This window comes from Prochlorococcus sp. MIT2308, assembly GCF_059772345.1.
On sequence record NZ_CM186283.1, the window covers coordinates 74,525 to 87,575 of the forward strand.

Sequence of the window (13,051 nt, forward strand, 5' to 3'; positions counted from 1 at the left end):
GCTTCTTTGGCTATCACTGTTTTGCTATGTTTGTGGCTTTTTAATTTTATAGTTGGTCTCATACAACGAACATATTCTGTAGGTAAAGCAATTGGAAGTTTTTATAGAAATTACTTTCATAAGTATCTCCGTAAGGCAATTCTGGGAGTCTTGAACACATTCAAGAAAACTACTAATCCTATTTAGGGAAAGAAACCTTTTGTTCTAAATTGCTTTTTCAAGTTGACAATTTATGGCGATTTCAAAGGGAACAGCACTGTTTGGTAAATCAAGTAAATTTGAACATATATTCGCAATATCATTTGCTTGTGTCATATCTTTTTTCGGAAAATGATTTATTTCTTTAGCCATGTCTGTATTTACCCATCCTGGGCAAATAGCAGTAACTCTAATACCTTTCTCCCATCCTTCATTTCGCATCGTTTGGCATAGACTCATTAAAGCGAATTTGCTCATTGAATAACCAGCCAAGTTGCCTTTTGATCGTTTTCCACTCATCGACACCAATACAATTATTCGTCCTGAATTATTGCTTGATAAGTACTTCCATGAATCTTTTGTTAATATCCAAGGTCCCATTACATTAACTTTCCATAAATTTTCAATATCTTCTTTATCATTATCTTTAAAAATAAGACTTGTTCTTTTAAAAATTCCTGCGCAATGAATTATAGTGTCAATATTTTTAAAAACTTTTACTGTTCTTTCTATCCATTCCTTTGATGAATTTTCATTTGTTGCATCGTAGCTGTTTATAATCAACCTATTTGATTTATTTAACTTTGGGTCTAATTTTGTATTGATTAAATCTTCTTTCTTTCTTACTCCTAAACTTATGTAATGTCCTTCCTTAAGTAATTTTAAAGCTATCGCTTTACCTATTCCTCTACTTGATCCACTTATAAGAATCTTTCTCATTTATTATTAATTAGTAATGCTTTTAATAATAAATTTAATTCTCTACCATGCATGTTCATCAAGCCTTGTTTTATAGACCAAGGTGATTTTCTAAACATTTTCCACATAGCAGATATTAATTCTTTAAGGCTAAGTGTATTTGTAAGGAATCCATACCATTGTTTATTAGGCAAACTAAAAAACTCAACAAAAAATCCTCTAAGTAACTTCTCTTCAAATCGCATTAATTTTTCTAATCCAAATTTATAAATAGCCTGCTTTCTTCTAAGTTCCGATGGCCATAATACTTGCCAGCCTTTCTTAGCAAGTGAGGCTGAGGATGCTTTTTGATCTTTCATTGCCAATGAAAGGGCTTTAGCAACTTTAGGAGCCCTTCTTAATAGACTGCCAACCATATATCCCGATGCAGGATGAACCATTCCAGCAGAACCTCCAAAGCCAAGGACCGGTTGCGTTAAGTCAGGGATAGGCATGTTCATTGGCAAATATGATCCGTGCTCCTCATGCTCAAGACTTTTTATTTTTATACCTCTGGTCTCTAATCTTTTTTCCAGTCTTCTTTTTAACTCATCAAGTGAGACTGGTGGGAAAAGACCTAGGGATGTTTCTTCTAAGAAAAACTTTCCATCTCCCATGTCCATAGCGTACAAAAATGTTGGAGCTTCTTTTCTTTCTTCTGGATCCAAATGGTCACAACGATAATCCATTAGTACAAATTGACCTTTTTCAACGGGTGGGGTATTGAACTCTCCTACAATTCCATAGCAAGTTTGAACTGCTACTGGCCCTTGGTTAGGAGCTTTAATAAAAACTGGTTTGTAACCCGTTGCGTCAATTACTAATCGAGCATTTAGTTCTTTACCATTAGAAGTCTTAACTGTGCTAATTAAATGATTGGTTTCTAAGTTGATTGCTGATCCTTTATGCCATTCTATTTCAGCTTTATTGCATTGTTGTAACCAATACGCTTGTAATTTATTTTTATCAAAAAGACCATAATCTCGATTGTGCTTTGTAACTTCATTTTTCTTCGAATTTGGATCCTTGTCGCCTTCTCCAAAATAACTAATGGTGTTAATCCATCGATGTTCTAGCAAATGACTTAGTCCAAGCTCGTCAACCTCTTCACCCCAAATACCATATGTGAAGGGCCATGGCTCCTTTGGAGATTGTTCCGATAAGATTTCAACATTTAATTTTTCACTTGCTAATGCTGCCGCAATTGATAGTGCACCTGGGCCTGAACCTAGTATTAGAGCATCTTTTAATGCACTAGTCTTCATTGTTCCTCTTGAGGAACATTGCCGTTTGGTTGGGGTCGAAAAATAGAGGTAAAATTCTTGTAATAATATTTAGTTATTTGTTTGCCTCTTTGAATTTCCACTTTAATCACCTCTGCCTATAGAATCAACAATAGCTGGTGATGGCATTAACAATGAATAGTATTAATGTTTTTTATCAACTTAATGATTTTATTTTGTTTTTAAGTATATATGAAGACTTTTTGATTAAAAAATGAACTAATAAACAATTGAATTTAAATCCAAAATCATTTAAATATTAAAACTACAAATTCATGGCAAGTAAATCAGATGATTTGAAAAAGTATAAACCTTTAACTATTTTTATCACCGGTGGCTCATCAGGTATTGGTTATCAAGCAGCTTTAAAATTAATTTCTCTTGGCCATAATCTAATTTTACCATGCAAAAATATTTATAGAGCGAATGAATTATTAACTAATATTTTCAATCAATTTCCAGCTAAATTATCTAGAAAAGGAGAAATATATACTCCTGTAATGGATCTATCTGATTTGAAAAGTATTGACTCTTTATGTTTAGAAATTAAGAAAAGACGATTGAAGATCGATATTCTAATTATGAATGCGGGCCTTCAATATACAGGATCAAAAAAACCTAGATGGTCAACTCAGGGAATGGAATTAACTTTTGCCGTTAATCATTTATCACATTTCTATCTCACACAAAAGATTTTCCCATTGATAGATAAAAGTAATAATCCAAAAATAATTATTACCTCATCAGAGGTTCATAATCCCAACAGTGGTGGAGGGAGAGTAGGAGCTAAGGCCAGCTTAGGAAACTTAGAAGGATTAGCATTAGGTGTCGGATTTGAGATGATTGATGGAAGTAAATTTAATGCTGATAAAGCATATAAGGATAGTAAATTATGTAATATTCTTTTTGCAAAAAAATTAAGTGCTAATTTGAGAAAAAAAAACTTATCAATCCCAGTTATTGCATGGGCACCAGGCCTGGTTATCTCTAGAGATAGTCAAGGTTTTTTTAGGTATAGTAGAAAATATAATCAATTAGGTCAGGTATTATTTGCCTTTTTAGCCAGAGATATTTTAAGAATAACTACCTCAAATAAACAAGCAGGGTTACTTCTGTGTGATTTAGCTTGTTCAACTAAATATAAGAAACCTGGTTTTAATTACTATAGTAATAAAATTGTTTCGCCAGGTAAATTTATTTTTGAGAAAACGAATATAAGTAATGATGCACAGAGAGAAGATTTAGCTGATAAATTATGGGAATTATCTAAATTAATAATTGATAAAAAACTTAGATAAACACACTTTATTTATTAACATGAATTGTTTGGGTTGGGTATGCAAAGCTAATATTTTCATGTTGGAACTTCTTCATTATTTCTAGATTAATCTCTTGTTGAGCTGACATTGCTTGAAGATAATCACTTGTGGGAATGTAATAAACAAGTTCAAAATCAAGACTGCTATTAGCGAATTCGATAAAATGACACCGATCGAAGATTGCATTTTCAGTATTGTCAACGATACTTTTGATCATTTCAGGTATGTTTTTTGTTTGTTCGTATGTGGTTTCATAGACCACCCCCAATTTATGAACCAGTCTTCTTTTTTTCATCTCAGCATAATTTGAGATTACTCCATTCGTGAGTCTGCTATTACTCATAACTATTGCTTCTCCATTAATACTCCTTAAACGTGTTGATCTAACACCTACACTCTCAACTTTTGCCCAAATTCCATCAATATGTATAAACTGACCACTTTGAAATGGTTTGTCAAGGAGGATAGTTATGTATTCGAAGAATTCTTGAACGGGTTCCTTTAAGGCGAGTCCGGCTCCTATACCCCCTGCACTTAATAGAGCCCAAATAGCTGCCATTTGTACGCCCATATTTTGAAGATAAAAAATTACTCCCAGACTCCAAACAGATGCACCAACCATTGGACTGAGAGAACGAATCATTTCACTGATAGATTGATCATTGATTTTGGACGCCCATCTTTGAATTATTTTTAAAAAGACTCTATTTACAAATCTGACTATATATATAAGGCATAAAAACTTGCTTATTCCAATCAATGTCTTGTCTACTATTCCACCAATGAGTAAAACTTTCCATGCGACAATGAAACTTAAGATAAAGCCTAAAGGCTTAATAGTTTCAATTAAAAGAGTAGCTATGTAGTCATCTGTTTTGCTTTGTGTCGCAGAGGTTATTCTTCTTAAAACCTTTTTTAGGACTTTTGGACTTACTAGGGAAATAATGCAACCTACACTAAAAGTAAGTAATGAGATAATTATGTTTTTATAAAAATCATCCATGATGGCAGATTACTTTTATTTCAGATTGCCTGAAAAAAAAAATTTGTCTAGCTATTTTCTTATTATTTAATTTGAAAATGAATTTTTTAAAATTTTACTAATCTCCCTAAATTCTTTTCTATTAGAGCTCTTACATAATTCACATATTAGACTTTCAGTAGTTGATGCAACTGCTCCAGAAGATATGAGGCGTAAAAAAGCAGTATCATTATCTATATCACTTCTACTCCCGATAGCATCTCTTGGGATAAGGATGTTAAAACCTTTTGATAAAAGATCAATCGATGTTTGTAGAATACATATATGACTCTCAATTCCACAAACTATTATATTTTTAAAATCATATTTTTCAATGTAATTTATAAACCGATCGTTCTTGCTACAACTGAATTCCATTTTTTCAAATTTAGGATATTTATTGTTTTCTAAAACTGATTCTAAAGTCATGCCTAGCTTTAATGGATTTTGTTCCGTAATGGCGATACGAACATTTAGTAAATTGCATGCATCTATTAGTTTTTTTATGTTAAATATTAGTAGTTGATTCCCTTTAATATTATTAATAAGCTTTTCTTGCATATCCATAATAAGTAGTAATGTTTCATCCTCTAAGATTACTTGCCTATTATTATTTAATCTATTTAAGGTAGGAGTCTTTCTTGAAAACTGATCCATTTTAGGATATTTTTGTATAAATTAAATATAAATCATTTAATAAAAAATAGACATCATTTACAACAAAAACACTTTGTTGCATATCATTTGTGTTGCAGGCGGTTCTCATTACGCTAAGCTATTGAGAAAATAAAGCTGATATTGATTTCTCCTTCTTCTTATCGTACTCATCCTTCTCCTTTTGAATCGGGTCTTCGATCAGATGGTAAAAGAATGACTCCTCAAAGGAAAAAAGTTCTTTCTTTATTTGAGGAGATCGGATCCGGAATACATCTCAGTGCGGAGGAGGTGCATTCCAAACTGACAATTTCTGGGGAAAAAGTTTCTCTTGCGACTATTTACAGAACTTTAAGACTCTTGGTCAAGATGACTTTTCTTAATGAACTTGATTTAAGTGAGGGCGGAAATAGGTTTGAATTGCTTAGTCACGATCATCCCGATCATCATCATTTGATTTGTATTCGCTGTGGCAGGACAGAAGAGTTTGAAAATAATGAAGTTATTAATGCTGGTAAAGCAGCAGCTAAAAAATTTGGATTTAAATTATTAGAATCATCGCTAAATGTAAGAGCATTATGTCCGATGTGTCTTAACAAATAAACCTTTTTTTAAGTTAATTCTCCTCCACAACTAGAACCAGCTCCAGCAGTACAGCCAAAACAATGATTTCCTATTGAAATAGGATTGTTCTTCAAGGAAACCAATGGAATTAATAGATCACCTAAGTGCTTTATTTCACCATCTCTCCTCATCCCAAGTTGTTGGTTGAAATCACAATCATATAGATAACCTTCCCAATCAACACTCAATGTCGTCCTACACATTACTGAACCAAGATTGACGGGGTTATGATTGTCTTTAAGTAATTTATTATATTCGTTTAGTTTTCCAATTAGTTGTAAGTATTTTTCGTATCTATTAATTGGCATATTCGCTAAAACAAATAAATTTGAAAAATAAATACCGTGCCTTTCTTTAAGTTCTCTTCTATAAGTATCTTCTAGTTCTATTTGTGATGGTGGCAGTTGTGGGCCGCTGGGATTATAAACAAGATTTAAAATTAGATCACTATCTTTAATACCGTATCCATAAGAATTAAGCTGTTTAAGACCTAATATACTTTTTTTAAAAACACCTTTTCCCCTTTGTTTGTCAACATTTTCTTCGAGATAACAAGGAAGGGATGCTGTTATTTGAACTTTATTTGATGATAAAAAACTTGCTAAGTTTTCATGATCTGGTTCTGTGAGTATTGTTAAATTACATCTGTCCATTACTTCAACATTAAGACTACGAACTTCTTTTACTAATTGTTTAAATTTAGGATGAAGCTCGGGAGCTCCTCCGGTAATGTCTAATAGCTTAATGTTATTAGCTTTTATGACTTTCGGGATAAGTTCTATAATATCATCACTCATCATTTCTGTCCTGTTTGGGCTTGCATCAACGTGACAATGACTACAAGCTTGATTACATTTATATCCTATATTTATTTGTAAAGTATCGAGATTATCTCTTTTGATTTTTGGGAACTTTGTTTTAGTTATTTCCATAAAAAATATACATGATTAATCTATTTACATTATAGTTTAAATCTTTATTTGTGTGAAGATATTTTATTAATAATCTAGAATTTGCTAGCTAATTGTCTAAACCATTTTATATATTCCTGTGGACCATCATTGATAATCATATTAAATTTTAAATCATCATTAGGGTCACTAATGCCTTTCATGTCAGTTCCATTAACTCTTGGTCTTGATACTTGATCATTGCAGCTATTTACAAATATAACTTGATTATCTTTCTTATATGATTCTCCTAGCCGTTGTATCAAGGTTAAGAAGCCTCTGTCACTTCCACCTCTTAACCATGAATTTTTTTTATCATCTTTGACTGAAGTAACTGTATCACCAATACCTACAAGCAGAGGCATTTGATCACGAGGAATTTTATCTCTGCATAGGTCTATTAATTTATTAAGTGTCTTTGGAGCATTTCTAACATTGAAGCTTGCGCCAAAAGGATAGACACCTGTTTTGTTTGAAATATATTTATTTAATAACAATAAAAGACCTGCCTCTTTTATTGCACCATTGATAATAAATTGTATATCTGTTGTTCCGAAATCATTTTGAGACGCATATTTCATAATTTCTTTTCCATTTTTTACCCCTAAATTTGGCATTAAATGCAGATGAAAAGAGTTTTCTAATCCAATACTTTTAGAACTTTCTAGTAAATTATTCATTATTTTTTCCATTACCAATTGCAAACTTTTTACTTTTTTAAAATCATTTTTAACCAAGGTAAAGATTTCATTGAAATTAAGAGTGGGAGTGAAACGTGTATCACATACAGCTACATCAATTAATTTGGTTCTTAAGTCATTTGAAAGATTTGGTAAAAATTTCTTTAGTTCATCAGTTAACATTAATCGCATCATCTTTGGCACTTTTGTTAAAAAATCAATCTCATTATCATTAAGCCCTGGATAGGATGAATTGCTAAATCTATCTTGAAACTCAACTCCACAGGCCGCAAGGCCGGGTAAGTATAAGCCATTTTCTTTTGCTTTTGTTCTTGAATTAAGTGCCTTTTCTACTAAACGATTAACACCTCTTCTACCATCATGCTCGCCACAGGTTAGAACTGAAAACTTCTCTCTTAATTTTGAAACGTCCTCCACATATTCTCTTTCGAGCTCTCTTTTTAGAGGGTCTTGAACAAGGGGTATACATACGCCGTCAAGATCCTGAACTATTAGAATATTTTCTTCATTTGTTATTGTGTTAATAATTTCTTCTTTTGTTTTACGAATATTCATAAAAGAAGCTTTAAAATTTTGTTTAGTATATTTCAAATAAATATACTCTTTCTTGTAGTTCTTATCCTTAAATAAGTATATAGATATATTCAGTATTATAAAAACTCTTTTTTAAAAATTTCTTCTTTTTGTATATAATGCAATTGAATGCAAATAAACTGTGTTTGAGAGGAATTTAACTAATAGCTTCTTTACTGAACCTTATTCAAGTGAGCCTATAGCTAAAAGAATTAGTGAGGTTTTGAACGGAAAAGTTGGATTTTATAGCGTTGGTTTATATCCTGCCTCTCTTGCCTATAATTGTGCATTGCATAATCAAGGATTAAACATTCTTTTAGCTCCTAGAGAAGGAAGAGAACTCTTTGGGGCTTTTTCTGATGTTGATCTTTCAGAAATGGATAACGGTATAAAAACTAAAATTGAATCTATGGCAGTTTCCAATGTTGATAATACCGGAAAATATAATACGCTTGAAGATTTGATAATTAACTGTGAATTGGTTGTTTTAGGCTCAAATAGTAAGCATATAATAAACGATGTTGACTTAGCATTTAAGCTTAGAAAAAAGCTTAATCGAGATAATGTTTTAATTGCATGCTTAGTGGGATCATTTTGTCATGATGAAGAAAAGAATGAATCTTTTGTATTGTGTGAAAAACTCAACAATTTAGCTTTCTTTTCTGGTTTCCATCGACACGGCGCTCTTCGAAATCCATTAGATAGTTTTACTGCTAATTTTTGTCATCCAGATGCTATGAATGCAATATTAGGTTCAAAATTATTAAATAAAATTTCCCCAAATATCCAAGTTTCTGCAGGTGTTCATAACGTCGAAGGTCAATATATAAAAGCTGCTAAAAATATATCTTCTATTTTAGCGGGTTTTGGTCATGCTTTTCATAAGAATAATCCTGGATTGCTTCCAACTTTATTAACTCTTTTATTAGATCAATGCCTAGATCAGGCTGCTTATGTTTCTATGCGTCGCGCTGATAGAGAGAAGTTATATACAAAACAACCTTTTCCAATTACAGAGCTTGGATATATCGTCCAACGTATAGATGCATCCTTCCTTAAGGATGGAGACTTCGTCCCGGTAAGAGATCATACTTTTAGTCAGTTGACAGCTATGGTTGCTGATGTCAGAGGGAGCATGATGTTGCCTGTAAGTGGTAATCCAACAAGGAACTTTCAGGCTGGTGAAGTCCTTGCTGAGAGGATGATTGAGTTAAAAAGATGTCCAAAAGGGGTAGATGAATTTATAGAATGGTGCGAAAAATCTGGTCTTAAACGTGGAGCTTTAGAAGGAATAAATTCTTTAAATTATTGGCCACATATATTGAGGAAATATGAAATACCTTTAAGTAATTCTTCAATGATAAATCTTTTATATATGTGTATTATGGGACCTGCTGGGATTAAAAAAGATATTTTTACTGTCATGACAAAGAGTCCTGAATTGACTAACTATTGTCAAGAATCTGTTAAGTCATTTCAGAGTAAGAAGATATCTGATTCGCTAGATAATTTCCATTTGAAAACTTCTATTGATTTTATAACTAAGTCACTAACTGATGAGAGTCGACTATTTTTTGATTTGAATTCGATTGATTTTTATGATCCATTTAAGTCAGAGAATAAGGCAACTTATAACAAGGTCATTGATTATATTGAAACTAACTTAATAGAAACTGATTTATAAACTAATTCCTATGGATTTTCAAAAAATAAAACTGATTACAAATAATTTTTTCAATAATAGTAAAGTGTTAAAGATAGATTTGATAGATTTTGGGCTTATCAATAAAACCTATATTATTCATCATTCTATAGATGGGGTAAAGTCTAAATTTATTTTACAGTGCCTAAGTAATATATTTGAATCACATGAGATAGTTAATATGAATCATAAATTAATAACAGATCACATAAGAAAAAATATTAATAAAAATTATCTTGATATTGATTGTCAAAGATGGGAAGTTCCAGCCTTGATTAGTTGTAGAGCTAATAACCTTCTTGCGTTCCAATTTGGTTCTGAATTTTGGCGAGCAATGTTATATATAGATGATACTTATAGCTTAGATACTTTAGAAGATAAAAAAACGGCTTATCAAGCTGGTCTTGGTCTTGCTAAGTTTCATATAAATTGCTCTGATTTGGATTCTTCAAAATTAGGAATTAGTATAAAAAATTTCCATAATACTAAGTACTATATAGATCAGTATATGATAAATCTTAAAGATTATAACTTTCTCAAGTTAGATTATAAAGTAAATAAAAGGGTTCAAAAATTAATTTTTAGTCTATCTAGTCACATATTATATGCTAGTTCAATCCTAAGATCTATAGAGAAAAAATCAATAGACCCTACAGTTATACATGGTGATCCTAAACTTAGTAATTTTCTTTTTGATATTAACTCAAAATATGTTGTTTCTTTGATTGATCTAGATACTGTCTCTTCTGGTTATCTTCTTACTGATTTGGCTGACTGTATTCGTTCAATTTGTAATCTAGCAGGCGGAGATCCAGAAAATATAGAGAATGTATGCTTTGATATTAATGCTTGTAAGTATTTTCTTGAAGGATATTTCTCAGTATCAAATCAAAACGGTAATCACTATTTTGAATTCCTTCCCGAATTTATTTATTTGATCATAATTGAATTAACAATTAGATTTTTGAACGACTTTTTGCAATCAAATACGTACTTTAAAATAAAATACCAAACTCAAAATCTATACAGAGCAGAGGTTCAATACAGATTACTTTCAAGTTTCGTTGCTCAAATTCCTATTTTGTCAAATTTACTACATGAAATTGGGATTTTCTCAAACCAAACTTTTGTCTCAGATGTACAAAAAATTGTTTAGGGTTTTCACATACCCCATCTTGTCACTAAAGTAAAATTGATATCTATTTTTTCTTGTGGCAAAGGAATTAACCCATAGGGCTGATGAGCTTAAACAGTTAGGTTGGAATCAGGAAGATTTGTATAAATATATTGAATTATGGGATTACAGACAAAGGTGGGGCTCTATCAATTTAGAGAGAGAAGATAGATTGTTTCTGAGAAAAGCAGAATCTTTATTACCTGAAATTGCTAAAAACAAAGTTTCAGTTAAAAAACCTCTTAAGGAAAAGTCATATTATTGTTGGATTCAGTTTTTCTTGAATGAAATGAATAATTTTGAATTAAATGAAGATCTTGATGAGGGTATGAGAGGGGTTTGGCCAATTTTTCTAGAAGAGGAACTCCGTGTTATTGATTATTTTGAGCCAGTACTAGGCTTGCCAGATACTATAAAAGCTAAATTAATTGGTCCTATTAGAGAGGATTTAGTAAAAACAGCTTTGGAAATATATAAAGACTCATTCATAACCAAACAATTTGATTTCCAAGGTGCTTTGGCTAGTGCAAAATCAACTGGTGAAAACGCTAGTTGGAGATCTCTTCGAGATGGTGATCATGAAGGCAATCAAGATTATCAAATTCTTAATAAAGCAAGTGTTCTTGAATTTCGTAAAATAGTGAATGAAAAACTTTTGACATTTATTAAAGATAATTTACCATCACTAGCCGAGTCGGATAAATCTTTACCTCCTAATGATTGGATTAATTAAGTAGGCATTTTTCGACTTATGTGGCTAAAAAGAAAATAGAGATAATTAATTCTTTGACTTCCCAACGTTTTGAAACGCTTCAATTGCATGCAGGCCAAGTGCCAGATCCTGCTACCAACTCAAGGGCGGTTCCTATCTATCAGACAAGTTCATATGTTTTTAACGATGTTGATCATGGTGCGAACTTATTCGGCTTAAAGGAATTCGGAAATATCTATACCCGTTTGATGAATCCTACAACTGATGTTTTTGAGAAAAGAATTGCTGCTCTTGAGGGAGGAGTCGCTGCTTTAGCTACAGCATCGGGACAGTCTGCACAATTTATCGCAATTACCAATTTCCTTACTGCTGGAGATAGTTTTGTATCAACTTCGTTTTTGTATGGTGGTAGTTATAACCAATTTAAAGTCCAATTCCCACGCTTAGGAATTAATGTCAAGTTTGCTGATGGGGATGATGCCGAGAGCTTTGAAGAACAAATTGATTCATCCACAAAAGCAATTTATGTGGAATCAATGGGGAATCCTAGATTTAATATCCCTGATTTTGAGGGACTTTCGAAGTTAGCAAAATCGAAAAACATACCTTTAATTGTTGATAACACTCTTGGAGCTGCTGGGGCTTTGATCCGTCCTATTGAGCATGGGGCTGATGTGGTTGTTCAAAGTGCTACAAAATGGATAGGAGGTCATGGCACTAGCCTTGGAGGCGTAATTGTTGATGCAGGAACTTTTGATTGGGGAAATGGAAAATACCCTTTGATGAGTCAACCCAGTGCGGCTTATCATGGTTTAGTTCATTGGGATGCTTTTGGATTTGGTAGTGATATTTGCGGAATGCTTGGAGTCCCTGCCGATCGAAATATTGCTTTTGCTTTAAGAGCCCGGCTTGAGGGGTTAAGAGATTGGGGGCCTGCAATTAGTCCTTTTAACTCGTTTTTATTACTTCAAGGATTAGAAACTTTAAGTTTAAGAATAGAAAGACATTGTTCTAATGCTCTTTCATTGGCTAAGTGGTTAGAGGATCATTCAAAAGTTGATAATGTTAGTTATCCAGGATTGCCTACCGACAAATACCATTCAAGAGCCTCTACTTATACGACCAATAGAGGAAAAGGTTCCATGTTGATTTTCTCTCTGAAAGGTGGCTTTGATGATGCTGTAACTTTTATAAATTCTCTGAAACTTTCTAGTCATTTAGCAAATGTAGGCGATGCTAAAACATTAGTAATTCATCCTGCTTCAACAACTCATCAACAATTATCTCCTGAGGAACAGTTGTCTGCAGGCGTTACTCCTACTATGGTAAGGGTATCAGTTGGAATTGAGCATATTGACGATATTTTAGATGACTTTGAGCAGGCCTTAAATTTAATTTGACC

Annotated in this window: 12 protein-coding genes; 6 read left to right on the forward strand and 6 right to left on the reverse strand. The window is 32.3% G+C overall.

Annotation, left to right across the window (positions count from 1 at the left end; all coding sequences use genetic code 11):
• Window positions 1-204: 204 nt before the first annotated feature.
• The gene (locus AC6EIW_RS00365) at window positions 205-918 is read right to left on the reverse strand and encodes an SDR family NAD(P)-dependent oxidoreductase (RefSeq protein ID WP_498520678.1); all 714 of its coding nucleotides are present in this window, start codon (window positions 916-918) and stop codon (window positions 205-207) included.
• Window positions 915-2,201 (reverse strand): lycopene beta cyclase, encoded by a 1,287-nt coding sequence (crtL, locus tag AC6EIW_RS00370; protein ID WP_498520679.1) that lies wholly within the window; start codon window positions 2,199-2,201, stop codon window positions 915-917. The genes AC6EIW_RS00365 and crtL overlap by 4 nt, the downstream gene beginning before the upstream one ends.
• A 293-nt stretch (window positions 2,202-2,494) precedes the next feature.
• Between crtL and AC6EIW_RS00375 the strand changes: the two genes are divergently transcribed.
• Complete coding sequence (locus AC6EIW_RS00375; RefSeq protein ID WP_498520680.1) at window positions 2,495-3,517, forward strand: SDR family NAD(P)-dependent oxidoreductase; 1,023 nt, start codon at window positions 2,495-2,497, stop codon at window positions 3,515-3,517.
• A 7-nt stretch (window positions 3,518-3,524) separates the two neighbouring features.
• Here the strand turns inward: AC6EIW_RS00375 and AC6EIW_RS00380 are convergent, their stop codons facing one another.
• Both AC6EIW_RS00380 and AC6EIW_RS00385 read right to left on the reverse strand, forming a co-directional pair.
• Window positions 3,525-4,541 carry a mechanosensitive ion channel family protein gene (locus tag AC6EIW_RS00380; RefSeq protein WP_498520681.1) on the reverse strand — a complete coding sequence of 339 codons (1,017 nt, stop codon included), beginning with the start codon at window positions 4,539-4,541 and terminating at the stop codon, window positions 3,525-3,527.
• Between the two features lie 66 nt (window positions 4,542-4,607).
• Window positions 4,608-5,216 (reverse strand): isochorismatase family protein, encoded by a 609-nt coding sequence (locus AC6EIW_RS00385; protein WP_498520682.1) that lies wholly within the window; start codon window positions 5,214-5,216, stop codon window positions 4,608-4,610.
• Between the two features lie 135 nt (window positions 5,217-5,351).
• Between AC6EIW_RS00385 and AC6EIW_RS00390 the strand changes: the two genes are divergently transcribed.
• Window positions 5,352-5,816: a Fur family transcriptional regulator gene (locus AC6EIW_RS00390; RefSeq protein ID WP_498521658.1), complete on the forward strand. Its 465-nt coding sequence runs from the start codon at window positions 5,352-5,354 to the stop codon at window positions 5,814-5,816.
• Window positions 5,817-5,824: 8 nt separating this feature from the next.
• Here AC6EIW_RS00390 and arsS read toward each other — a convergent pair whose 3' ends face one another.
• On the reverse strand, window positions 5,825-6,769 hold the full coding sequence (gene arsS, locus AC6EIW_RS00395) for an arsenosugar biosynthesis radical SAM (seleno)protein ArsS (RefSeq protein ID WP_498520683.1): 945 nt from the start codon (window positions 6,767-6,769) through the stop codon (window positions 5,825-5,827).
• A 74-nt stretch (window positions 6,770-6,843) separates the two neighbouring features.
• Window positions 6,844-8,043, reverse strand: coding sequence for a glucosylglycerol 3-phosphatase (stpA, locus tag AC6EIW_RS00400; protein ID WP_498520684.1), 1,200 nt, complete (start codon window positions 8,041-8,043; stop codon window positions 6,844-6,846).
• 160 nt (window positions 8,044-8,203) lie between these two features.
• Between stpA and AC6EIW_RS00405 the strand changes: the two genes are divergently transcribed.
• Genes AC6EIW_RS00405 through AC6EIW_RS00420 form a run of 4 tightly spaced genes read left to right on the forward strand, consistent with a single transcriptional unit; the run spans window position 8,204 to window position 13,049 of the window.
• Window positions 8,204-9,745 (forward strand): DUF8648 domain-containing protein, encoded by a 1,542-nt coding sequence (locus tag AC6EIW_RS00405; RefSeq protein ID WP_498520685.1) that lies wholly within the window; start codon window positions 8,204-8,206, stop codon window positions 9,743-9,745.
• Between the two features lie 10 nt (window positions 9,746-9,755).
• A complete protein-coding gene (locus tag AC6EIW_RS00410; protein ID WP_498520686.1) occupies window positions 9,756-10,919 on the forward strand; it encodes a phosphotransferase in 1,164 nt (387 codons plus the stop codon).
• 55 nt (window positions 10,920-10,974) lie between these two features.
• Complete coding sequence (locus AC6EIW_RS00415) at window positions 10,975-11,670, forward strand: hypothetical protein (RefSeq protein ID WP_498520687.1); 696 nt, start codon at window positions 10,975-10,977, stop codon at window positions 11,668-11,670.
• Between the two features lie 53 nt (window positions 11,671-11,723).
• Window positions 11,724-13,049, forward strand: a complete 1,326-nt coding sequence (locus AC6EIW_RS00420; protein ID WP_498521659.1) for an O-acetylhomoserine aminocarboxypropyltransferase/cysteine synthase family protein — start codon at window positions 11,724-11,726, stop codon at window positions 13,047-13,049.
• Window positions 13,050-13,051 lie beyond the last annotated feature (2 nt).

Bases quoted from the DNA above. Each gene is read 5' to 3' on its own strand.
- AC6EIW_RS00365 (WP_498520678.1), bottom strand. From the start codon at position 918: ATGAGAAAGATTCTTATAAGTGGATCAAGTAGAGGAATAGGTAAAGCG.
- crtL (WP_498520679.1), bottom strand. From the start codon at position 2,201: ATGAAGACTAGTGCATTAAAAGATGCTCTAATACTAGGTTCAGGCCCA.
- AC6EIW_RS00375 (WP_498520680.1), top strand. From the start codon at position 2,495: ATGGCAAGTAAATCAGATGATTTGAAAAAGTATAAACCTTTAACTATT.
- AC6EIW_RS00380 (WP_498520681.1), bottom strand. From the start codon at position 4,541: ATGGATGATTTTTATAAAAACATAATTATCTCATTACTTACTTTTAGT.
- AC6EIW_RS00385 (WP_498520682.1), bottom strand. From the start codon at position 5,216: ATGGATCAGTTTTCAAGAAAGACTCCTACCTTAAATAGATTAAATAAT.
- arsS (WP_498520683.1), bottom strand. From the start codon at position 6,769: ATGGAAATAACTAAAACAAAGTTCCCAAAAATCAAAAGAGATAATCTC.
- stpA (WP_498520684.1), bottom strand. From the start codon at position 8,043: ATGAATATTCGTAAAACAAAAGAAGAAATTATTAACACAATAACAAAT.
- AC6EIW_RS00410 (WP_498520686.1), top strand. From the start codon at position 9,756: ATGGATTTTCAAAAAATAAAACTGATTACAAATAATTTTTTCAATAAT.